Origin of the sequence: Streptomyces sp. CNQ085, from assembly GCF_022614595.1 — a bacterium.
In the GTDB taxonomy this organism is placed as follows: Bacteria; Actinomycetota; Actinomycetes; order Streptomycetales; family Streptomycetaceae; genus Streptomyces.
In genome coordinates this window covers 1-22343 of the sequence record NZ_JAJFAU010000080.1, presented here as the reverse complement: position 1 = coordinate 22343, position 22343 = coordinate 1, and the positions used below count along the sequence as shown (strand labels likewise).

17 protein-coding genes are annotated in these 22343 nt (G+C 69.3%); 12 read left to right on the top strand and 5 right to left on the bottom strand.

The features are described from left to right. Nucleotides 1–431, bottom strand: a 431-nt coding sequence (locus LJ221_RS14760) for a single-stranded DNA-binding protein (protein ID WP_241717162.1), incomplete at its 3' end; no start/stop codon positions are given. A gap of 110 nt (nt 432–541) precedes the next feature. Continuing rightward, complete coding sequence (rpsF, locus tag LJ221_RS14755; RefSeq protein ID WP_241717160.1) at nt 542–832, bottom strand: 30S ribosomal protein S6; 291 nt, start codon at nt 830–832, stop codon at nt 542–544. A gap of 339 nt (nt 833–1171) precedes the next feature. Here rpsF and LJ221_RS14750 point away from each other — a divergent pair, with 339 nt between their 5' ends. The 3 genes from LJ221_RS14750 (at nt 1172) to LJ221_RS14740 (ending at nt 3858) form a co-directional block, all read left to right on the top strand. Next, nucleotides 1172–1474 carry a hypothetical protein gene (locus LJ221_RS14750; RefSeq protein WP_241717158.1) on the top strand — a complete coding sequence of 101 codons (303 nt, stop codon included), beginning with the start codon at nt 1172–1174 and terminating at the stop codon, nt 1472–1474. A gap of 140 nt (nt 1475–1614) precedes the next feature. Beyond that, nucleotides 1615–2733 (top strand): peptidoglycan bridge formation glycyltransferase FemA/FemB family protein, encoded by a 1119-nt coding sequence (locus LJ221_RS14745; protein ID WP_241717156.1) that lies wholly within the window; start codon nt 1615–1617, stop codon nt 2731–2733. 93 nt (nt 2734–2826) lie between these two features. Beyond that, nucleotides 2827–3858 (top strand): alanine racemase, encoded by a 1032-nt coding sequence (locus LJ221_RS14740; RefSeq protein ID WP_241717154.1) that lies wholly within the window; start codon nt 2827–2829, stop codon nt 3856–3858. A 158-nt stretch (nt 3859–4016) separates the two neighbouring features. On the opposite strand, the gene LJ221_RS14735 is transcribed toward LJ221_RS14740, so the two are convergent. Together LJ221_RS14735 and LJ221_RS14730 are read right to left on the bottom strand one after the other, a co-directional pair. Continuing rightward, complete coding sequence (locus tag LJ221_RS14735; RefSeq protein ID WP_241717152.1) at nt 4017–5099, bottom strand: inositol-3-phosphate synthase; 1083 nt, start codon at nt 5097–5099, stop codon at nt 4017–4019. A gap of 75 nt (nt 5100–5174) precedes the next feature. Next, nucleotides 5175–5786 (bottom strand): PadR family transcriptional regulator, encoded by a 612-nt coding sequence (locus LJ221_RS14730; RefSeq protein WP_241717150.1) that lies wholly within the window; start codon nt 5784–5786, stop codon nt 5175–5177. 441 nt (nt 5787–6227) lie between these two features. On the opposite strand from LJ221_RS14730, the gene LJ221_RS14725 reads away from it, so the two are divergent. The 3 genes from LJ221_RS14725 to LJ221_RS14715 all read left to right on the top strand — a co-directional run bounded on the left by LJ221_RS14725 (nt 6228) and on the right by LJ221_RS14715 (nt 12025). After that, on the top strand, nt 6228–8882 hold the full coding sequence (locus LJ221_RS14725; protein ID WP_374228459.1) for a transglycosylase domain-containing protein: 2655 nt from the start codon (nt 6228–6230) through the stop codon (nt 8880–8882). 185 nt (nt 8883–9067) lie between these two features. Continuing rightward, the gene (locus LJ221_RS14720) at nt 9068–10549 is read left to right on the top strand and encodes a glycosyltransferase family 87 protein (protein ID WP_241717146.1); all 1482 of its coding nucleotides are present in this window, start codon (nt 9068–9070) and stop codon (nt 10547–10549) included. A 132-nt stretch (nt 10550–10681) separates the two neighbouring features. Then, complete coding sequence (locus LJ221_RS14715) at nt 10682–12025, top strand: MFS transporter (protein WP_241717143.1); 1344 nt, start codon at nt 10682–10684, stop codon at nt 12023–12025. On the opposite strand, the gene LJ221_RS14710 is transcribed toward LJ221_RS14715, so the two are convergent. Beyond that, entirely contained in the window at nt 11997–13481 is a 1485-nt protein-coding gene (locus LJ221_RS14710) for a CCA tRNA nucleotidyltransferase (RefSeq protein ID WP_374228458.1), read from the bottom strand. The two genes, LJ221_RS14715 and LJ221_RS14710, sit on opposite strands and share 29 nt — an antisense overlap. A 204-nt stretch (nt 13482–13685) precedes the next feature. On the opposite strand from LJ221_RS14710, the gene LJ221_RS14705 reads away from it, so the two are divergent. The 6 genes from LJ221_RS14705 to LJ221_RS14680 all read left to right on the top strand — a co-directional run. Further along, entirely contained in the window at nt 13686–16109 is a 2424-nt protein-coding gene (locus tag LJ221_RS14705; protein WP_374228457.1) for a DUF6049 family protein, read from the top strand. Between the two features lie 55 nt (nt 16110–16164). Then, nucleotides 16165–18402, top strand: a complete 2238-nt coding sequence (murJ, locus tag LJ221_RS14700) for a murein biosynthesis integral membrane protein MurJ (RefSeq protein WP_241717137.1) — start codon at nt 16165–16167, stop codon at nt 18400–18402. A 130-nt stretch (nt 18403–18532) separates the two neighbouring features. Continuing rightward, nucleotides 18533–20290, top strand: a complete 1758-nt coding sequence (locus LJ221_RS14695; RefSeq protein ID WP_241717135.1) for a protein kinase family protein — start codon at nt 18533–18535, stop codon at nt 20288–20290. A gap of 43 nt (nt 20291–20333) precedes the next feature. After that, a complete protein-coding gene (gene sigM / locus LJ221_RS14690; protein ID WP_241717133.1) occupies nt 20334–21086 on the top strand; it encodes an RNA polymerase sigma factor SigM in 753 nt (250 codons plus the stop codon). Then, nucleotides 21083–22081, top strand: coding sequence for a hypothetical protein (locus LJ221_RS14685; RefSeq protein ID WP_241717132.1), 999 nt, complete (start codon nt 21083–21085; stop codon nt 22079–22081). Before sigM ends, LJ221_RS14685 begins: the two co-directional genes overlap by 4 nt. A 127-nt stretch (nt 22082–22208) precedes the next feature. Then, the coding region (locus LJ221_RS14680) for an FAD-dependent oxidoreductase (protein WP_241717164.1) at nt 22209–22343 on the top strand (135 nt) is incomplete at its 3' end.

Below are 22343 nucleotides of genomic sequence, written 5' to 3'. Positions count from 1 at the left end.
CCGCCGCCCTGCTGGCCGCCGCCGGGGCCGCCGCCCCAGCCGCCGCCCTGCTGGCCGCCGCCGCGGCCGGTGGTCTTGGTGACCTTGGCCGTGGCGTTGCGCAGGCTGGCGCCAACCTCGTCGACATCCAGCTCGTAGACCGTGCGCTTGATGCCCTCGCGGTCCTCGTACGAGCGCTGCTTGAGCCGGCCCTGCACGATGACGCGGGTGCCCCGGGTGAGGGACTCGGCGACGTTCTCCGCCGCCTGCCGCCACACCGAGCAGGTCAGGAACAGGCTCTCGCCATCCTTCCACTCGTTGGTCTGGCGGTCGAAGGTGCGGGGGGTGGACGCGACGCGGAACTTCGCGACCGCCGCACCGGAGGGGGTGAAGCGCAGCTCGGGGTCGTCGACCAGATTGCCGACGACCGTGATGACGGTCTCGCCTGCCATGGGTGAACCTCTCGGCGGGGTGCTGCTGGCTGCTGGTGATGCTGTGGTGGCGGTGCTTCCGGAGTACCGGAGGCGCTACCGGTTCCCTTTGATCCGCTGAGCGGGGGCGCTCAGTGGGTCTCGGGGCGGAGGACCTTGGTCCGCAGAACCGACTCGTTCAGGTTCATCTGACGGTCGAGCTCCTTGACGACCGCGGGCTCGGCCCGCAGGTCGATGACCGAGTAGATGCCCTCGGGCTTCTTCTTGATCTCGTACGAGAGACGACGACGGCCCCAGGTGTCGACCTTCTCGACCTTCCCCTGGCCCTCGCGGACCACGGAAAGGAAGCTCTCGATCAGCGGGGAGACAGCGCGCTCCTCGAGATCGGGGTCGAGGATGACCATCACCTCGTAGTGACGCATATGGAACCCACCTCCTCTGGACTCGGCGGCCACGGTCGTTCCGTGGCAGGAGGGTCGTGATGCGTGAGCAACGGTATCGGCCGGCACTGACAGTCCCGGGCCGTATCGCCGGAAAGCCCCGGTCCGTTCCCGGATCCGGTCGCCGCCGGGCGGACACCGCGCAGAGGGTACAGAGTACCCGCACCGCCACTCGGGTTGAAATCCGGCGCCCGCTCCCCGCAACCTGGACACAGGTGACGTGATACGCGTCACCCGCCACACCATCGCAAATCCGGCGGACGGGGTTCATCCGCTCCGCCCGGAGGCTCGGCAGCCCGGATGGTTCGCAGGAGGTTCCCCATGGCACAGGCGGCACGGAGGAGCCCGGTCTCCTCCCTCCTCAACACCGACGGCCGGCGGCACCCGGTCGAGAACCGGTTCGTCGCCGTGACCGCGGTGCTCGGCGTGGTCGCGTTCGTCACCGGCTTCTTCCCCGGCCTCAGCCTGGTCGCGTCCTGGGTCGGGCTGCTGGGGATCGTGTCCGGTGGCTGGGGACAGATGATCTCCGCGACCACCGGCGAGCGGTTCGCGCTGGTCGTCAGCATGGGAGCGGCCGCGGTCGGCTTCTACCTGGGGATGTCGAACGGCGGACTGTTCGGCTGACCGCCCGGCCGCCCGACCGGGACGGGGCGCGGCGGGCCCGCCCGGCTCGCCACGGCCCCGCACTGGCACGTCCGGGGCGCGCGCCTGCCCAGTAGGCTTCCGGCCAGACCCTGCGAAGTACGCCGGAGGAGCGCCCCGTAATGAGCCTGACACTGAGGACGATCAGTCGCGAGCAGCACCTGGCGTATATCCGGAGCCTGCCATCGGCCAGCCACATGCAGATCCCCGCGTGGGCGGACGTGAAGGCCGAGTGGGGGTCGGAGAACCTGGGCTGGTTCGACGCGAGCGGCGAGCTGGTCGGGGCGGGCCTGGTGCTGTACCGCCAGCTGCCGAAGGTCAAGCGCTACCTGGCCTACCTGCCCGAGGGGCCGGTGATCAACTGGTTCGCGCCGAACCTGGAGGAGTGGCTGCGCCCGATGCTGGCGCATCTGAGGGCCAAGGGCGCGTTCTCGGTGAAGATGGGCCCGCCCGTGGTGATCCGGCGCTGGGACGCCCCCGCGATCAAGGCCGGGATCCAGGACCCGGACGTGAAGCGGCTGCGCGACGTCGAGGCCACGCACATCGAGCCGCGCGCCTTCGAGGTGGCCGACCGGCTGCGGCGGATGGGCTGGCAGCAGGGCGAGGACGGCGGCGCCGGCTTCGGCGACGTCCAGCCGCGCTACGTCTTCCAGGTGCCGCTGGAGAACCGCTCGCTGGACGAGGTGCACAAGGGCTTCAACCAGTTGTGGCGGCGCAACATCAAGAAGGCCGAGAAGGCCGGCGTCGAGGTCGTGCAGGGCGGCTACGACGATCTGCCGGTATGGCAGGAGCTGTACGAGGTGACAGCCGAGCGCGACCGCTTCCGGCCGCGCCCCCTGGGCTACTTCCAGCGGATGTGGACGGCGCTGAACGCCGAGGACCCCAACCGGATGCGGCTGTACTTCGCCAAGCACGAGGGCGAACCGGTGGCCGCGGCCACCATGCTGATCGTGGGCGGACACGTGTGGTACTCCTACGGCGCCTCGGCCAACCACAAGCGCGAGGTGCGCCCCTCCAACGCCATGCAGTGGCGGATGCTGCAGGACTCCTACGCGCTCGGGGCGAGCGTGTACGACCTGCGCGGCATCAGCGACTCCCTGGACGACTCCGACCATCTCTTCGGCCTGATCCAGTTCAAGGTGGGCACCGGCGGCCAGGCCGCCGAATATCTCGGCGAGTGGGATTTTCCGCTCAATAAGCTGCTGCACAAGGCGCTCGACATCTACATGTCGCGCCGCTGACGCCCCGCTCCACGCACGTCCGGCGGGAGCCGGCGGGACGGAAGACGGCCCGCCGGCTCCCGCCGGGACAGATGAGAAAGGTTCCGTACGGCCATGGCGCTCTCCCTCTACGTCGACACCGAACGCTGGCGGGCGCACCAGCAGACGGTACTGAATCAGTTCCCGGGACTGGTCCCGGTCTGCAAGGGCAACGGATACGGCTTCGGTCACGAGCGGCTGGCCGAGGAGGTGACCCGCTCCGGCTCGGACATCATCGCCGTGGGCACCACGTACGAGGCCGCTCGGATGAAGGACTGGTTCAGCGGGGACCTGCTGGTGCTCACCCCGTTCCGCCGCGGTGAGGAACCGGTGCCGCTGCCGGACCGGGCGATCCGCACCGTCTCCTCGGTGGACGGGGTGAACGCGCTGGTGGGGGCCCGTGTCGTCATCGAGGTGATGAGCTCGATGAAACGGCACGGGGTGGTGGAGGAGGACCTCGGCAAACTGCGCGCCTCGATCGAGGACGTGCGGCTGGAGGGCTTCGCGATCCATCTGCCGCTGGACCGCACCGACGGCACGGACGCGGTGGACGAGGTCATCGGCTGGATGGACCGGCTGCGGACGGCCCGCCTGCCGCTGGAGAAGGTGTTCGTCAGCCATCTGGGGCCGGAGGAGTTCGCGCTGCTGCAGCGGCAGTTCCCGCAGACCCGCTTCCGGGCGCGGATCGGTACACGGCTGTGGCTGGGCGACCACGAGGCGACCCGGTACCGGGGCTCGGTGCTGGATGTCACGCGGGTGGTACGGGGCGATCGCTTCGGCTACCGCCAGCAGAAGGCGCCGGGCGACGGCTGGCTGGTGGTGGTGGCCGGCGGCACCTCGCACGGGGTGGGCCTGGAGGCGCCGAAGGCCATGCACGGGATGACCTCGCGGGCCAAGGGAGTGGCACGGGCCGGGCTGGCGACGGTGAACCGCAACCTCTCGCCCTTCGTGTGGGACGGCAAGCAGCGCTGGTTCGCCGAACCGCCGCACATGCAGGTGTCGATCCTGTTCGTGCCGGAGGAGGCCGCGGAGCCGAAGGTGGGCGATGAACTGACGGCGATCCTGCGGCACACGACGACGCAGCACGACCGGCTGGTCGACAACTGAGCGGACGAGCGCGGCGGGCGCCGTACGACGGCGAGGGGCCCGGACACGGTTGCGTGTCCGGGCCCCTCGCCATGCCGCACCGCCGGATGCGTCCCGGCATCCGGCGCGGTGTTCTCCGTGAGCTTCCCGGTGCCGTCCGGGCGGCTCCCGGGCGGTTCCTAGCGCTCCACCTCGCCGTTGATGAACTTCTCCACGTTCTCCCGGGCCTGGTCGTCGAAGTACTGGACCGGCGGGGACTTCATGAAGTAGGAGGAGGCCGAGAGGATCGGGCCGCCGACACCGCGGTCCTTGGCGATCTTCGCGGCGCGCAGGGCGTCGATGATGACCCCGGCGGAGTTCGGGGAGTCCCAGACCTCCAGCTTGTACTCCAGGTTCAGCGGGACGTCGCCGAACGCACGGCCCTCCAGGCGGACGTAGGCCCACTTGCGGTCGTCCAGCCAGGCCACGTAGTCCGACGGACCGATGTGGACGTTGTCCTCGCCCAGGTCCCGGTCGGGGATCTGGGAGGTCACGGCCTGGGTCTTGGAGATCTTCTTGGACTCCAGGCGCTCGCGCTCGAGCATGTTCTTGAAGTCCATGTTGCCGCCGACGTTGAGCTGCATCGTGCGGTCGAGGATGACACCGCGGTCCTCGAAGAGCTTGGCCAGCACGCGGTGCGTGATGGTGGCGCCCACCTGGGACTTGATGTCGTCGCCGACGATCGGGACACCGGCCTCGGCGAACTTGTTCGCCCACTCCTCGGTTCCGGCGATGAAGACCGGCAGGGCGTTGACGAAGGCGACACGCGCGTCGATGGCGCACTGCGCGTAGTACTTCGCGGCGTCCTCGGAGCCCACCGGGAGGTAGCAGACCAGGACATCGACCTCGCGGTCCTTGAGGATCTTCACGATGTCGACCGGCTCCTCGGCCGACTCCTCGATCGTCTGGCGGTAGTACTTGCCCAGGCCGTCGAGGGTGTGGCCGCGCTGGACGGTCACGTCGGTGGTGGGAACGTCGCAGATCTTGATGGTGTTGTTCTCACTGGCGCCGATGGCGTCGGCGAGATCCAGACCCACCTTCTTGGCGTCCACGTCGAACGCGGCCACGAACTCGATGTCCGAGATGTGGTAGTCGCCGAACTGCACGTGCATCAGACCCGGCACGCGGCTCTTCGGGTCGGCGTCCTTGTAGTACTCGACGCCCTGCACCAGCGAGGCGGCGCAGTTGCCCACGCCGACGATGGCTACGCGAACCGAACCCATTGGCGGTTGCTCCCTGTGTTTGTTCCGTGTCGTTTCCGACGGTGGTGTTGGTGCCGGCCCGCTCGGTGCGGACCTTCACGCGGTGTCATCGGACGGATCGGGCGGGGTCTCCCGCCGGTACTGATCACGCCCCGCCCGCTCGCTCTCGATGAGTTCGTTGAGCCAGCGGACCTCGCGCTCCACGGACTCCATGCCGTGTCGCTGCAGTTCGAGGGTGTAGTCGTCCAGCCGCTCCCGGGTGCGGGCCAGGGCGGTGCGCATCTTGGCGAGGCGCTCCTCCAGACGACTGCGGCGGCCTTCCAGCACCCGCATCCGCACATCGCGCGAGGTCTGGCCGAAGAAGGCGAAGCGGACGCCGAACCCCTCATCCTCCCAGGTGTCCGGCCCGGTCTGGGAGAGGAGTTCCTCGAAGCGCTCCTTCCCCTCGGCCGTGAGCCGGTAGACGATCTTGGCCCGGCGTCCGGTGAGCGGCGCCGTGAGGGAGTCCTCCGACTCGTCACCGGGTTCCTCGGCCAACCATCCGCGCTGAACCAGCGTCTTCAGGCAGGGGTAGAGGGAGCCGTAGCTGAAGGCCCGGAAGACACCCAGCGAGGTGTTGAGCCGTTTGCGCAGCTCGTAGCCGTGCATAGGTGACTCGCGGAGCAGTCCGAGAACGGCGAACTCCAGGATTCCCGAGCGTCTGCCCATCGCCGTCACTCCCTCCACCGGTGTCCGCCGACCGGCCCGTCGCCGGGCGGCCGCCTCGGGCTCATGTCCCGCCGCCCTGTGCCATTGTCTCTCACCGATGTATCGAATCGATACATCGGGGCGATAGCGAAGACGATAGAACGCCTATCAGAGGCGCGACAAGAGGAGATGGGCGCGGGGGAGGGTGAGCGGTTTCACATCGCTCCTTCACTACGGCTCGACAACCCCTATTTCTCCTGAATGTCTGATATTTGATTTTTGACCCTGCGTAGTCTGTCCGCTGTGCAGAAGGCCACCGGGAACCAACGAGGCGCCGGACGCGTCCTCGTCCTGGGTGCAGTGCGGCCAGTTCTGAGAACGTGGGCGGGCCGCACTTCGGGGGACTGGAAGTACACTGCCGCCTTCAGGCGCGAGCGCCTGCCCGAGGAGTAGCTGTTCCACATGAGCGAGCACCGTCGTAAGCCATCGCAGTCGCGTGGCCGGCGCGCCGCACAACCGCCGTCAGGCGGTCGGCGTGCCGCACAGCCGTATGGCTCCACCGCCTCCCACGGCATGCCCTCGGACCGCCCTCACGGCGGCCGGGCCGAGGCGCGGCGCGCGGCACAGCGCGCAGGCGCCGGCGGCGGCAGACGCCGGGCGGCCGACACCGCCGGAGATGTCACGGTCGTCGGCCGGAGGCGGGGGCGCTACGAGCCCGAGAAGAAGCGCCTCATCGACTACCCCAGGTCCGGCAAGTACGGCTGGCGGCGCTGGACGCCGTCCTGGAAGCTGGTCACCGGCCTGGCCCTGGCCTTCATGGGGATGCTGATCGGTCTCGGGGGACTGGCGCTGGCCATGGTGGAGGTGCCGGACGAGAAGAACGCCCTGGCACTCCAGCAGAACAACGTCTACTACTGGTCCGACGACACCGTCATGGCCAGGGCCGGCAAGACCAACCGGCAGAACATGAAGATAGAGGACATCCCCAAGTCGATGCAGGAGGCGGCGGTCGCCGCCGAGAACGCCACCTTCTGGGATGACAGGGGCATCGACCCGATCGGTATCGGCCGCGCGGTGTTCAACATGGCCACGGGCGGCGACACCCAGGGCGGCTCGACCATCACCCAGCAGTACGTCAAGAACACCTACCTGAGCCAGGACCAGACCATCGCCCGCAAGGCTCGGGAGCTGTTCATCTCCATCAAGGTCAACGCCCGGGTGGAGAAGCGCGACATCCTCCAGGGCTATCTCAACACCAGCTACTACGGGCGCGGCGCGTACGGTCTCCAGGCCGCCTCTCAGGCCTACTTCGAGAAGAGGGCCGAGGAGCTCACACCCTCGGAGAGCGCGCTGCTCACCACCGTCCTCAAGGGCGCCGACCTGTTCGACCCGGCCGGTGGCGTGGGCCCCAACTCCTCCGCCAAGGAGAACCGGGAGCGCGCCGTGAAGCGCTGGAACTGGGTGATGGACCGGCAGGTCGATCTGGGGATGATGAGCCAGGCCGAACGGGACAAGCACGAGTTCCCCGAGGTCGCTCCGCGCAAGGCCCAGGCCGGGCTCAACGGGCAGACCGGCTATCTGGCCGCTCTCGCCGAGGCCGAGGTCAAGAAGACCCTGGGCATCAGCAAGCAGCAGTTCGACCAGGGTGGCTACCAGATCTACACGACCTTCGACAAGAAGAAGACCGCCGAGATGGAGAAGGCGGTCAACGAGATCACCAAGCAGTACATCGACCCCGAGAGAAGGCCCGAAACCGACAAGTTCGTCCAGTTCGGCGCTGCCTCGGTGGAGCCCGGCACGGGCAAGGTCGTGGCCATCTACGGCGGTCCGGGTTTCGACAAGGGCCACTTCACCAACAACGCGGACACCCTGGGCGTCCCGGTGGGCTCGGTCTGGAAGCCGTTCGTGATGGCCGCGGCCATGGAGCACGGCACCTACAAGAGCAACGGCGTGGGCGTCGCACCGAGCAGCGAGTACAACGGCGACAACAAGCTGAAGGTCAGGCAGCAGGACGGGACCGACTACCTGGACAAGGACGGCAACCCCTTCTACCAGGTGAACGACGGCGACAAGGACCACGGGTACATCACCCTGCGCCGGGCCATGGAGGTCTCCGCCAACACCCCGTTCGTCCAGCTCGGTATGGACGTGGGCATGGACAAGGTCAAGGAGATGGCCACAAGCACGGGCATCGAGAAGGACAGCTTCGACCCGAACCTCAACCCGTCCTTCGCGCTGGGCACCTCCACCCCGGGCGCCATCGAGATGGCCAACTCGTATGCGACCTTCGCCGCCTCGGGGACCCGCGTCGACACCTACACAGTGCGGAGGGCGGCGCACAACGGCGAGGAGCAGCCCGGCTTCGAGGAGCCCCAGAAGGAGACGGCGATGGACTCCGACATCGCCCACAACATCACCGACGTGCTGCGCGGTGTCATCGAGAAGCCGCACGGCACGGGCACCAGGGCCCAGGGGCTGGGCCGTCCCGCTGCGGGCAAGACCGGTACGACCGACAAGAACAAGTCCGCCTGGTGGGTCGGATACACCCCGCAGTTGTCCACCGCGGTCACACTGTTCCGCACGGACCCGGAGAAGCGCACCCTGCTCTCGATGAACAACACGGGTGGCTTCTCGTCCATCCACGGTGGCCGGCTGCCCACCGAGGTATGGACGGCGTACATGAAGAGCGCGCTCAAGGGAGTGCCGACGAAGGACTTCCCCAAGCCCGGACCGGTCGGCAAGAAGATCGACCAGGTCGGTGCCCCGTCGCCGTCACCGTCGCCGTCGGAGAGCGAGGAGCCCGAGCCGTCGCCGTCGGAGAGCGAGGAGCCCGAGCCCAGCACGGAGCCGTCTCCCTCCCAGGAGTCGCCGTCCACGTCTCCGTCGAACACCTGCCGGCCCAACGACTGGTTCTGCGATGACACCGGCGGCACGGACACCGGGGGCACCAACGGCTCGGACGGCGGCGCGGGTAATGGAGGTAGCGACGGCTCGGACGGCGGCACCGACGAAGGCAGCACCAACGGCTCGGACGGCGGCACCGACGAAGGCAGCACCAATGGCCGACCCGGCGGTAACGACAGCGGCAGCATCTGGGGCGGCACCGGCGGAGAATGATCCCCGGGAGTCCCGGGAGAGAGCGCAGAGGAAGAGCACGAGGGGAAGCGGCGCCGGGAACGGCGCCGCTTCCGGCTTTCCGGCACCCGGACCGCGGACCGCGGACCCCGTGAGTACGGCCGAGCCCGGGGAGCACCTCCTCGCGCACCGCGTGGCCGGACGCGCGATACGGCAGGATGTGGCCCATGACGAGCGCGCACCAGGAGCAGCAGGCACCGGTACGGCCCACCGTCCAGGACGAGATCGCCGCCGCGGGCAGCGAGCTGATCGGCGGGCCGATCGGCAGGCGCGCGCTGACCGGGGGATCCTGGTGGACGCCAGTGAGGATCGTGCTGCTGGTGATGCTGGGCATGTTCGCGCTCGGGATGGTGCAGAAGCTGCCCTGCTACGAGAGCGGCTGGTTCCGCGGGGCGACCAGCCAGTATGTGCACGCCTGTTACTCCGACATCCCGCACCTCTACACCGGCCGCGGCTTCGCCGCCGACCTCACGCCGTACTTCGACCGCATTCCCCAGGAGATATCCGGGGGGATGGAGTATCTGGAGTACCCGGTGCTGACCGGGGCGTTCATGGAGGTGGCATCGTGGTTCACGCCCCAGGGCGGCGAGATGGTGCAGCGGCAGCAGATCTACTGGACGGTCAACGCCGGGATGCTGATGGTCTGCGCCGCCGTCCTGGTGGTGTGCGTCGCCCGTACTCACCGGCGGCGCCCGTGGGACGCGCTGCTGGTCGCGCTCGCCCCGGCCCTCGCGCTCACCGCGACGATCAACTGGGACCTGCTGGCGGTGTCCCTGACCGCCGCCTCGATGCTGATGTGGGCGCGCAGCCGTCCGTTCGCCTCGGGGGTACTGCTGGGTCTCGCGACCGCCGCAAAGTTCTATCCGTTCCTGCTGCTGGGCCCGCTGCTGGTGCTCTGCTGGCGTGCGGGACGCCAAAGGGCCTTCGGTACGGCGCTGGGCGGGACCGTGACCTCCTGGCTGGCGGTGAACCTGCCCGTCATGCTGCTCGCCCCGGACGGCTGGGGGAAGTTCTACTCCTTCAGCCAGGAACGGAACATCGACTTCGGATCGTTCTGGCTGATCATCTCGCAGCGCACCGGCAACCCGCTGGAACACGCCAATACCTACGCCATGCTGCTGGTGCTGATGGGCTGTGCGGCGATCGCCCTGCTTACCCTGTGCGCACCGCGTCGCCCACGCTTCGCGCAGCTCGCCTTTCTCGTGGTCGCTCTGTTCATCGTGACCAACAAGGTCTACTCGCCGCAGTATGTGCTGTGGCTGATTCCGCTGGCCGCCCTGGCCCGGCCGCGCTGGCGTGACTTCCTGATCTGGCAGGCATGCGAGGTGATGTACTACCTCGGCATCTGGTTCTACCTGGCTTACACGGGCAGTGGGGACGACCGCCATGGGCTGCCCACCGAGGGCTACCAGTTCGCGATCCTGCTTCACCTGCTGGGCACTCTGTACCTGTGCTCCGTGGTGGTACGGGACATCCTCCTACCGGACTGCGATGTGGTCCGCCGTGACGGCTCCGACGATCCCTCCGGGGGCGTTCTCGACCGCGCGCCCGACGCCTTCGTCCTCGGTCCGCCACAGCACCGGCAGCCGGACACCTCCACCCCTCAGGGATCGGAGGTGCGCTGGGAGGCTCGTACCGGCGGGGAATGACACTCACCGAGCCATGGTGGGTGTTTCACGTGAAACACCGATGGACCGACCGTGCCCCACCGTGTTCCGGAGACGCATCATGTCCCGGGGGCGCTGCGTCTTCCTCCCGGGTGGGTGTGTGAAGCTGACCGCATGGCTGTTGTGCGTGACCTGCGCGTGCTCCTGCGCTTCTCCGGCTTCCGCCGGCTGCTGTCGGTGCGTCTGCTGTCCCAGTCGGCCGACGGAGTCTTTCAGGTCGCGCTCGCCGCCTATGTGGTCTTCTCCCCCGAGCAGCAGACCTCCCCCGCCGCCATCGCCTCCGCCATGGCCGTCCTGCTGCTGCCGTACTCGCTGCTCGGCCCCTTCGCGGGGGTGTTGCTCGACCGGTGGCAGCGACGGCAGGTACTACTGTTCGGCAACCTGCTGCGTGCCGTGCTGGCGGCCGTGACCGCGGCACTGGTGCTGGTCTCGGCACCTCTGTGGTTGTTCTATCTCGCCGCCCTCTCGGTCACCGCCGTCAACCGCTTCGTCCTCGCCGGACTCTCGGCCGCACTGCCGCATGTGGTCGACGGCGAGCGGCTGGTGATGGCAAACTCACTGTCCCCCACCGCCGGCACCCTCGCGGCCACCGCAGGAGGCGGGCTCGCCTTTCTCGTGAGGATCCCCGCCCCGGACGACGCGAGCGCCGACGCCGTGGTCGTGGTCCTCGGCGCCGGTCTCTATCTGCTGGGAGCCCTGGCGTCGCTCCGGATCGGCCGTGGAACGCTCGGACCGGACACGATTCCCCGCGTACGGCTGAGCGCCGCCCTGGCCGATATCGCGCGCGGGCTGGTCACCGGGCTGCGCCATCTGGGGCAGCGACGCAGGGCCGCCCAGTCGCTCGCCTCGATGGCGATGCTGCGTTTCTGCTACGGCGCGCTGACGGTGATGGTGCTGATGTTGAGCCGATACGCCTGGGACGGCGGCGAGGGGGGCGACGACGGTGGGGGCATTCTGGGTGGAATGGCTCTTCTGGGACTGGCCGTGGGCGTCTCCGGGCTGGGTTTCTTCGTAGCGGCCGTCATCACTCCCTGGGCGGTACAGCGCGTCGGCCGATTCGGCTGGATCGCGCTGTGCGCCGCGGGAGCGGCGGCACTGGTGCCCGCGCTGGCGCTGCCCCTCCAGCCCGCCCCCGTACTGGGCGCCGTCTTCGTCATGGGACTGGCCACCCAGGGCGCGAAGATCACCACGGATACGGTCGTTCAGTCATCGGTGGACGACGTGTACCGGGGAAGGATCTTCTCCCTGTACGACATGCTCTTCAACGTCGCCTTCGTCGGCGCCGCCGGTATGGCCGCCCTGATGCTCCCCCCGGACGGCCGCTCGCCGACTCTGGTGATGACGGTGGCGACACTGTACGCGGCGGTGGCCGCCACGATGTTTCACGTGAAACGCCGCAACGGCCACCACAGGAGGGACGGCGGTGCGGTCAGTCCCGATCGGCCCACCACCGCCTGAGCGCCTCGATCGCGGCTTCACGTCCCATCGGGCCGCGCTCCAGCCGCAACTCCAGCAGGTGCCGGTATGCCTCACCCACCTCGGGGCCGGGACGCAACCCGAGGACCTCCATGATCTCGTTGCCGTTGAGATCCGGGCGAATGGAGTCCAGCTCCTCCTGCTCCTTCAGCCGCGCGATGCGCTCCTCCAGGCCGTCATACGCACGCGACAGAGCGTTAGCCTTGCGCTTGTTGCGCGTGGTGCAGTCCGACCGCGTCAGCTTGTGCAGCCGCTCCAGCAACGGGCCGGCGTCGCGGACATAGCGCCGTACAGCCGAATCGGTCCACTCACCGGTTCCATAACCGTGGAAGCGCAGATGCAGTTCGACCAGACGTGAGACATCCTTCACCATCTCGCCCGGGTACTTGAGCTTGGTCATCCGGGACTTGGTCATCTTCGCCCCCACCACCTCGTGATGGTGGAAGGAGACACGCCCGTCCTTCTCGAACCGACGCGTCCTCGGCTTGCCGATGTCGTGCAGCAGAGCCGCCAACCGCAGGGTGAGGTCCGGGCTGCCCTCCTCCAGATCGATGGCCTGCTCCAGCACGGTCAGTGTGTGCTCGTAGACGTCCTTGTGCCGGTGGTGCTCATCCCGCTCAAGGCGCAGCGCGGGCAGCTCGGGCAGAACCCGGTCGGTCAGCCCGGTCTTCACCAGCAGTTCCAGGCCACGTCGGGGGTGATCTGCGAGGATCAGTTTGTTCAGCTCGTCCCGCACCCTCTCGGCGGAGACGATCCCGATCCGCTCGGACATCGCCGTCATCGCGGCGACGACCCTCTCCTCCACCTCGAAGCCGAGCTGGGCGGCGAAGCGGGCGGCCCTCATCATCCGCAGCGGATCGTCGGAGAAGGAGTCCTCGGGTGTACCGGGCGTACGCAGCACCCGACGCGCGAGGTCCTCCAGACCTCGGTGCGGGTCGATGAAGTTCTTCTCGGGCAGCACGACCGCCATCGCGTTGACGGTGAAGTCTCGGCGAACGAGGTCCCCCTCGATCGAGTCGCCGTAGGAGACCTCGGGCTTGCGCGAGGTCCGGTCGTACGACTCCGAGCGGTACGTCGTGACCTCGATCTGGTAGTCGTCCTTGCGGCAGCCCACCGTGCCGAAGGCGATACCCACCTCCCAGACCGCGTCCGCCCACGGCCGGACCAGGGCCAGGATGTCCTGCGGCCGGGCGTCGGTGGTGAAGTCCAGGTCGTTGCCAAGCCGGCCCAGCAGCGCGTCGCGCACGGAACCGCCGACCAGGGCCAGGGTGAACCCGGCATCCTTGAAGCGGCGGGCCAGGTCGTCGGCGACTGGGGACACCCGCAGCAGCTCGCTCACGGCTCTGCGCTGGGCTTCCCCAAGCACCGCCGGAGGAGCCCCTCGGGTGGGCCCGTGGGCCTGCTGCTGGGGATGGCTGTCAGTGTTGGCGTTCGGCACAGCAGAACAGGGTACGTGGCCCCTCTCTCCCTGTTCCGCCCCGCTGCTCCCCGGCCCGTCGACCACTCCGGCCCGCGGTCGGCTCCGTGGCACTCACAGCCGACGGGGGTCGTTAGCATCTGAGTGCACCACAGCAGCGGCAGACCATTGGCAGATCGGCAACACACCGGTACGGACGACCGGCGAACAGGACGGACGAGGCACGTGGCCGAGACGGCACAGACCCCAGGGACCCCCATCGCTCCTGTCCGTCGCCGATGGGCGGCGCGCCGCACGGCCGTGTTGGCCGCCTCACTGCCGCTGCTGGCCGGAGTGGCTGTCCAGATCCCTGCCGAGGCCGCCGCCGCTCCCGCGGCCCTCCCGGCATCCTCGGCCTCTTCCCTCCGAGCCGCGCCGGCAGCGCCCACCGCGGACGAGTCCCGTGAGGTCTCGGTTTCCATCACCGGGCTGACCCCCTCGGCGCCGGGCAAGGGCGACACAGTCACCATCTCCGGCCGCGTCGGCAACAGGACCTCGTCCGATATCACCGAGGCCAGGCTCGCGCTGCGCCCTGGCGCCCAGCTGACCACACGCAGCGCGATCGACCGCACCGACTCGCATGCCGCCTACGTGCCCGGGGTCGACGGTGAGGAGCTCGGCGACGAGGGCACTGTGAAAATCGGCGACCTCCCCTCGGGAGCAGGGTTCTCCTTCACTCTGAGCGTGCCGGCCGACAAGCTGCCGTTCGATGAGCCCGGGGTGTACCAGCTCGGCGTGTCGCTGTCGGGCCGGATGGCCGACGAGGCGTACGGGCGCGTCCTCGGCATCGAACGGGCCGTCCTGCCATGGCAGCCGTCCGCGCCCGAACAGGCCACACAGCTGACCTTCCTGTGGCCGCTGATCTCCTCCCCCCACATCACCGCCCGCACCGAGTCCGGGGATCGGCAACGGGTGCCGGTGTTCGAGGACGACGCCCTCGAAGCCGAGATCGCGTCCGGCGGGCGCCTCCAGCAGATGGTGGCCCTGGGCAGGGAGCTACCGGTCACCTGGGTGGTCGATCCGGATCTGCTCGCTTCCGTCGAGGCGATGACCGGCAACTACAAGGTGCTGGCCGAGGGCGGCCGGGAGATCGCGGGCAAGAGCCAGGCCGACGCCCGGAAGTGGCTGCATGAACTGCGGCAGGCGGTGGAGGACGCGGAGGTCGTGGCCCTGCCCTTCGGCGACCCGGACCTCGCCTCCCTGGCCCATCGGGGCAAGAAGGTCTCCGGCGCGCTCAGCCATCTCGGTCCGGCCACCGAACTGGGCCAGATGACGGTGGAGACCACCCTGCTCACCCAGCCCAGCACCGACTTCGCCTGGCCGGTGGAGGGCGCCGTCGACCCCTCCATCGTCTCCGTCGCCACCTCGGCAGGCGCCCACAACGTCATCGCCCGCAGCGACAGCATGCGCGAACCCGATTCCCTCAACCACACCCCCACCGCCGTCCGGCCGGTCGGCGGCGGCACGACCGCGATCGTGGCGGACGCCCGGCTGTCGAAGCTGTTCCAGGGGGACCTGACCCGGGCAGACAACTCCACACAGGCCGTACAGCGGTTCCTGGCCCACACCCAGTCGATCACCGCACAGCAGCCGGGCCGGCAGCGCAGCATCGTGGTGGCTCCCCAGCGGATGCCCACCGTCAGCCAGGCGCAGGCGATGGCCGCCGCACTGGACACACTCCAGCTCGACGGGCGCTGGGTGGAGTTCATGAGCCTGACCGAGGCCGCGGAGGCCGATCCGGACCCGCAGGCCAGCCGGAAAGTCCCCGGACGGAGCTCCTACCCGGACTCGCTGCGCAAGCGGGAACTGCGGACCGAGTCCTTCGAGGAGATCCGCGCCATCCGGACCACCCTGGAGGACTTCAAGAGCATCCTGTCCGAGCCGGCCCGGGTTCAGACGCCCTTCAACAGCGCGCTCCTCCGCTCGATGTCCGTCTCCTGGCGCCATGACCACGAGGCGGCGGCAGAGTACCGCGACTCGGTGGGCGGTTATCTGGAGGAGCTGACGGGCGGTGTCCGGCTGATCGAGAAGTCGGACATGAAACTGTCCGGCCGCAGCGCCACCATCCCGGTGACCGTGCAGAACAATCTCCTCCAGGATGTGGAGAACCTGGAGTTGCGACTGGTCTCCGGACGCCGGATCGGCCTGGATGTCGGCGAGGCACAGCCGGTCACGGTGGAGGGCGGGCACAGCCAGTCGGTCAAGGTACCCACCACCGCCAAGGCCAACGGCCGCACCTGGGTCGAGGCCCGGCTCTACACCGAGGACGGCGATCCCTGGGGCGATCCGATGAGGTTCCAGGTGGAGGTCACCGAGATCACCTCCGCGGTGATGTTGGTGATCTCCGGCGGAGTTCTGCTCGTGGTACTGGCCGGGGTGCGGATGTACACCCAGCGCAAGCGCATCGGCGACCGGCCGGACCCGGACGCCCCCCTGGAGCGGGAGCGGCAGGCCGGTGAGCCGGGAGCCTCCGATGCCTCGGAGGGCGCCGCAGAGCCCCGCGGGGGCTCCGCCGGGGAGACTGGAGCCGGGCAGGCGGGTGACCCCGCCGGGAACACCGGAGCCGGACGTCGCGACCCCTCCGGTGCGGGTGAGAAGGTGGAGCGTTGAGCGAGCTGCCGGGGCCGGGGAAGACGGCCGCGGCCGATGAGTTGGGGTTGCAGCGATGAACGCGCCGTACGACCGTGACCGCGGTGACGCGCCCGACGGCGGGAACCAGGCCGTCCCGAGCGGCCAGGGCACGCGGGAGGAGTACCCGTACCGGCAGTACCCGTACGGCCGGAACACCTCCCTCCCCGCCCCTCACAGCGCCCGCCGGCAACCGGGGCAGGGCGGGGACCCGGCGACCGTGCGCTTCACGGGCGTGGACGGCATGCTGGACAGAGGAGCGCAGGAGAGCGGCGCCCGCGCCCGCGACGACGCCTTCGCCCATCTCTTCCACGACCAGCAGGCGCCCCCGTCCCAGGAGCACCAGCAGTACCCGCCGCCCCGGCAGCCGACCGGGTCCCAGGGGCAGCCTCACGAGCGGCACCAGTCCTCGGGACCGCAGCCGTACGCACTCCAAGAACCTCAGCAGGCCCAGGAGTCATACCGACCCCAGGAGCGACCCCAGGAGTTCTACGGGCACTCTCCACAGCCCGGCTCGCGACAGCCGCGGCAGCCTCCGTCCCCCGCTGTCTCCGCACCCCAGCCTCCGCCACCGCCGCAGGCGGCATCGGCGGCGGAGGAGGCCGCCGCGGGCCCGGCCCCCGCGGGTAAGGCCGCCCGCCGGGGCGGCGGCATACTGAAGTCCAGCGCCATCATGGCCGCGGGCACCATGGTCTCCCGGCTCACGGGCTTCGTCCGCACTCTGGTGATCACCGCCGCACTGGGCGCCGCGCTCCTCGGCGACGCCTACACCGTGGCGTACACGCTGCCGACGATGATCTACATCCTGTCCATCGGCGGCGGTCTGAACTCCGTCTTCGTGCCACAGCTCGTGCGTGCCATGAAGAACGACGAGGACGGCGGCGAGGCGTACGCCAACCGCCTCCTCACTCTGGTGATGGTCGTCCTCGGCGGCCTGGTCGCTCTCACGGTGCTGGGTGCGCCGCTGCTGGTCCGGGCACTGTCCGTGCAGATCGCCGACGACCCGGCCGCCAACAACGTGGCGGTCACCTTCGCCCGCTACTGCCTGCCGACGATCTTCTTCATGGGCGTCCACGTCGTCATGGGTCAGATCCTCAACGCCCGGGGCCGCTTCGGCGCGATGATGTGGACCCCGGTCCTGAACAACATCGTCATCATCACCACCTTCGGCCTCTTCATCTGGGTGTACGGCACCGCCCGGGCCTCAGGGGTGAGCGTGGAGACGATCCCCCCGGAGGGCGTCCGGCTGCTCGGCGTGGGCACCCTGCTGGGACTGGTCGTCCAGGCACTGGCGATGATCCCTTATCTGCGTGCCACCGGGTTCCGCGTCCGCCCCCGCTTCGACTGGCGCGGCCACGGTCTGGGCAAGGCCGCCCGCCTCGCCAAGTGGACCTTCCTGTTCGTCCTGGCCAACCAGGCGGGTGTCCTGGTCGTCACCCAGCTCGCCACCTGGGCCGGCAAGGCCGCCGACGCCGACGGCCATCCGGGCACCGGAATCCTCGGCTACAGCAACGCCCAGCTGATCTGGCAGATGCCGCAGGCCATCATCACCGTGTCGGTGATGGCCGCTCTGCTGCCGAGGATCTCCCGCGCCGCACACGACGGCGATCCGGCCGCCGTCCGCGACGACATCTCGCACGGGCTGCGCACCTCGGCCGTCGCCATCGTGCCCGTGTCCTTCGCCTTCGTGGCCCTCGGCGTACCGATGTGCCTGCTGATGTACTCCTCCGCGACCGTCGACGCGGCCACCTCGATGGGTTACATCCTCATGGCCTTCGGCCTCGGTCTGATCCCATACTCCGTGCAGTACGTGGTCCTGCGCGGCTTCTACGCCTACGAGGACACCCGCACCCCCTTCTACAACACGGTGATCGTGGCCGCCTGCAACGCCGCCGGCTCCGTGCTGGCCTTCCTGCTGCTGCCCAGTCACTGGGCGGTCGCCGGAATGGCCGCCGCCTACGGCCTCGCCTACGCCGTCGGCGTAGGTGTCGCCTGGAAGCGGCTCAGCGGAAAGCTGGGCGGCGATCTGGACGGCCCCCGCATCGTGCGCACCTACGCCAGGCTCTGCGGTGCCGGCATCCCGGCCGCCCTGGCCGGCGGCGCGGTCGCCTACGCCGTCGTCCGGGCCCTCGGTCCCGGCTTCGTCGGCGGCGCCGCGGCCCTGGCCGCGGGCGGCCTGGTGCTGGGGGCGGTCTTCGTTCTGGCAGCCCGGCGTATGCGGGTGGAGGAGCTGACCGCCATGATGGGCATGGTCCGCGCGAAGCTCGGCCGCTGACGGCCCTTCGGGGCCTGTCGCACAACCTTCGGCCCTGCCCGTGTGTCGTGCACAGCGGCGCACTGTGGGCACAATTGTCTCTGGCTGTGTTGGGAAACAGGCTGCAACGGATGGGGAGGCAGGAGCGACGGTGGCGGAGCGGAGCACGGCTGCCGTCGACGTGGCCGACGGGAGCGGCGGGACGGATGGCAAGGACAAGCCGTCCGCCGACGCTGTCGAGCGGACCACGGCCGACGGTTCCACGGACCACGAAGACGATGGCAGCACGGCGGCGGACGCCCCCGGCGCCTCTGACAGCACCGGCACGGTGACACCGGCCCCCCAGCCCTCCCGCTCCCCGCAGCCACCCGGGCTGCACAGCGGCCACAAACTGGCCCGGCGCTACCGCCTGGAGGAATGCGTCACCCGTCTGGACGGCTTCAGCAGTTGGCGGGCCGTCGATGAGAAACTGCGCCGTGCCGTCGGTGTCCATCTCCTCGCAGCAGGCCACCCCCGCGCCCGGCCGGTACTGGCCGCCGCCCGCTCCGCAGCCCTCCTCGGCGACCCCCGCTTCGTACAGGTCCTGGACGCGGTCGAGGAGAACGACCTCGTCTACGTCGTCCACGAATGGCTCCCGGACGCCACGCCCCTCACCGCCCTCCTGGCCTCCGGCCCGCTGCCCACCCACGAGGCCTACCAGCTCGTCACCCAGATCACCCAGGCGATGGCGGCCGCCCACCGCGAGGGCCTGGCCCATCTGCGGCTGACTCCCGGCTGCATCCTGCGCACTGCCGCCGGCCAGTACCGCATCCGCGGTCTCGCCGTGAACGCCGCCCTGCGCGGCATCACATCCGACCACCCCCAGCGCACCGACACCGAGGCGATCGGCGCTCTGCTCTACGCCTGCCTCACCCACCGCTGGCCGTACGGTGAGGACGCCTACGGCCTCAGCGGCATGGCCGAGCTGACCGGCGACTCCCTCGTCCCCCCGGATCAGGTACGTGCCGGGGTACACCGCGGGCTCTCCGAACTGGCCATGCGCGCGATGGTCAACGACGGCGCCACCGCCTCCCGCCAGGAACAGCCCTGCACCACTCCCGAGGAACTGGCCAAGGCGATCGCCGCGCTGCCGCGCATCCGGCCGCCAGAGCCCGAGTTCACCGCTCCGCCGCCGTACCAAGCCCTCGGCTACCGGCAGGGGGGTCACAGCGGACCCGCTGCCCGTCCTCCCACAGGGCCCGTCGGCGCACCCCCCGTGGCGGTGCCGACGGCACCTCCCGCACTGCCCGGCCGCGCCGGCAAGGTACTGAAGTGGGGTGTCTCCGCCCTGCTCATCGCCGCACTGGGCCTGGGGAGCTGGCAGTTGGCCGACACCCTTCTGAAGGGCGGCGAGCCCCCCGCGCCGAACCCGGGGAAGAGCGGAATCGAGCAACAGAAGCAGCCGGATACCGCTCCCACGGGCAAGCCGGTCGAGATCTCCCTCGCCAAGGACTTCGACCCGTTCGGTGACGACCTTTCCGAGAACAGCGACCAGGTGGGCAATGCGATCGACGGCGACGCCGACACCTTCTGGCAAACCATGTACTACAACAGCGCGAAGTTCGGGAACCTCAAAACCGGAGTGGGACTGATCCTCGATCTGGGTGAGTCCCGGCAGATCAGTACCGTCAAGGTCGGCTTCAAGGGCGGCACCTCCGTCGACTTCCTGGCAGCGGACGAGGACACCGCGCAGACGCCCGGTTCGCTGAGCGGTTTCAGCAAGGTCAGCAGCGGCTCCGGTACCGAAGTGGAGCTCAAGGCCAAGAAGCCGATCAGGACACGGTACGTTCTGGTCTGGCTCACCGAACTCCCCCTGACGGCGGAAGGCAACTACCGTGGCCGCATCACGGAGGTCGAGGTCCTCAGCTGACCTGCCGCACGTGGGGACAGCGGAGTCAGGAGGGGAACGGCGGGTGGGCGACAGAGTAACGAGCGGCTCCGTCGACGGCGCCGGAGACACGAGCGGTCCCGACGGCGCCGATGGTGCCGTCAGAGTCGACGACCGGGAGCTCCTCGCCCGCCATGTCGCCGGCGACCCGCACGCCTTCGGCGAGATCGTGCGCCGTCATCGCGACCGGCTCTGGGCCGTCGCCCTGCGCATTCTGCGGGACCGGGAGGAAGCCGCCGACGCCGTACAGGACGCACTGATCTCCGCCTACCGAAACGCCCACACCTTCCAGGGCCGGGCGGCCGTCACCACCTGGCTGCATCGCATCACCGTGAACGCCTGCCTGGACCGTGTACGCAAGGCTGCCGGCCGACGCACTTCGCCCGTCGCCGAGCCCGAGCGCCTGGAGCAACTCCTGGAACCGCACGAATCCGCCGCCGTACCCGTCGAGCGCCAGGACCTCCACCGTGAGCTCATCGCCGCGCTCTCCCAGCTGCCGCCGGAGCAGCGGGCGGCGCTCGTCCTCGTCGATATGCAGGGTTATCCGGTCGCCGAAGCAGCCCGCATCCTCGATGTCGCCGTAGGAACCGTCAAGAGCCGCTGCGCCCGCGGCAGGGCTCGGCTGTTGCCGTTGGTCTGCCATCTTCGCTCGGGAGGTCCGACCGAAGGACCTCGGGTGGGCACCGGCGGAAGGAACCTGGCACAGGGGGCATCCGTCCCACCGGCAAGAGGGAAACCAGGCACCGGGGCCGTGAAGAGCGGAGGTGAGCACGCATGACGTCCATGTCTTCCGCGTCGTTCGACGCTGACGGACATCCCGAGGTGGACGAGATCTCCGACCTCACAGAGGGACTGCTCTCCCCGGAGCGTTCGGCCGATGTTCGCGCCCATCTGTCGGACTGCGTGCTGTGCGCGGACGTGCAGGCGTCCCTGGAAGAGATCCGCAACACTCTGGGCACTCTTCCGGAACCGGCCCCGATGCCGCACGACGTGATGGGCCGCATCGACGCCGCGCTCGCTGCCGAGGCCTTGCTCAGCGCCTCGAACCCTGCCGGCAGTGAGATCCGGGATGCTTCCCCATCCTCGTCTTCGGTGGACGCACCGAATGCTGTTTCACGTGAAACGGTCCGTCTCGACCGTCCCAGCCTCCCCGACCGACCTACGAGAGGCCCTAACGGTCGTCCGGCGGACCGGCCACAAGGCTCCGGAGGCCCGGGCAGGGGCAGGGGCAGGCGACCGCGCCGCTGGGGCACCACCCTGCTCGGCACCGCGGGCGCGGCAGCCCTCCTCACTCTTGGCGCGGTCCTGCTGCCAGGTGTGGGAGCAAACTCTTCCGGAGGCACAGACAGGGGCCTGGCCCCGGAAGCGGGCGCGGAAGGCGAGCGAAGCGATCAGGCACTGGAGGCACGCGTACGGTCTCTGCTGGCCGACAGCACATCGGGAAAGCCGGAGCAGGGGAGTCAGGGAAGCCTGAAGAAGGCGGACCCAGGTTCTCCCGACTTCAGCCTCAAGGAAAGTCCCGGTTTCCCGAGCACACCCACGGCCACACCCCCGACATCCATGCCGTTGTGCGTCCGCGAGGGCGTCGGCCGTGACGAGGCACCTCTGGCCGTCGGCATGAGCGACTACGAGGGACGGCAGGCTTACATCGTGGTCCTGCCGCATCGGACCGACAGTTTCCAGGTGGAGGCCTATGTGATCGACGCCGAATGCGTCAGCATGGCGACTCCTGCCCCAGGCACGGTACTGGCCGTACACACCTATCCACGTTGAGCGTTCCTCGCGCGCAATGCCACAGTTGGGAATGCCAGGCTCCTAGGATTCGTTGGGTGGAGTAAGCCTTCCGAGGTGATGCTCCAGCCAGGTACCGGTAAACCCATCGGCAGACAAGGAAGACTCCGTGAGCGACGTCCGCAACGTGATCATCATCGGCTCCGGGCCGGCGGGGTACACCGCAGCGCTCTACACCGCCCGCGCCGCCCTGCGGCCGCTGGTCTTCGAGGGCTCGGTGACCGCCGGCGGTGCGCTGATGAAC

Excerpts from the sequence above, each read along its gene's own strand:
- LJ221_RS14750 (WP_241717158.1), top strand. The coding sequence starts at position 1,172 with ATGGCACAGGCGGCACGGAGGAGCCCGGTCTCCTCCCTCCTCAACACC.
- LJ221_RS14735 (WP_241717152.1), bottom strand. The coding sequence starts at position 5,099 with ATGGGTTCGGTTCGCGTAGCCATCGTCGGCGTGGGCAACTGCGCCGCC.
- rpsF (WP_241717160.1), bottom strand. The coding sequence starts at position 832 with ATGCGTCACTACGAGGTGATGGTCATCCTCGACCCCGATCTCGAGGAG.
- LJ221_RS14725 (WP_374228459.1), top strand. The coding sequence starts at position 6,228 with ATGAGCGAGCACCGTCGTAAGCCATCGCAGTCGCGTGGCCGGCGCGCC.
- LJ221_RS14740 (WP_241717154.1), top strand. The coding sequence starts at position 2,827 with ATGGCGCTCTCCCTCTACGTCGACACCGAACGCTGGCGGGCGCACCAG.
- LJ221_RS14685 (WP_241717132.1), top strand. The coding sequence starts at position 21,083 with ATGACGTCCATGTCTTCCGCGTCGTTCGACGCTGACGGACATCCCGAG.
- murJ (WP_241717137.1), top strand. The coding sequence starts at position 16,165 with ATGAACGCGCCGTACGACCGTGACCGCGGTGACGCGCCCGACGGCGGG.
- LJ221_RS14715 (WP_241717143.1), top strand. The coding sequence starts at position 10,682 with ATGGCTGTTGTGCGTGACCTGCGCGTGCTCCTGCGCTTCTCCGGCTTC.
- LJ221_RS14730 (WP_241717150.1), bottom strand. The coding sequence starts at position 5,786 with ATGGGCAGACGCTCGGGAATCCTGGAGTTCGCCGTTCTCGGACTGCTC.
- LJ221_RS14720 (WP_241717146.1), top strand. The coding sequence starts at position 9,068 with ATGACGAGCGCGCACCAGGAGCAGCAGGCACCGGTACGGCCCACCGTC.
- LJ221_RS14745 (WP_241717156.1), top strand. The coding sequence starts at position 1,615 with ATGAGCCTGACACTGAGGACGATCAGTCGCGAGCAGCACCTGGCGTAT.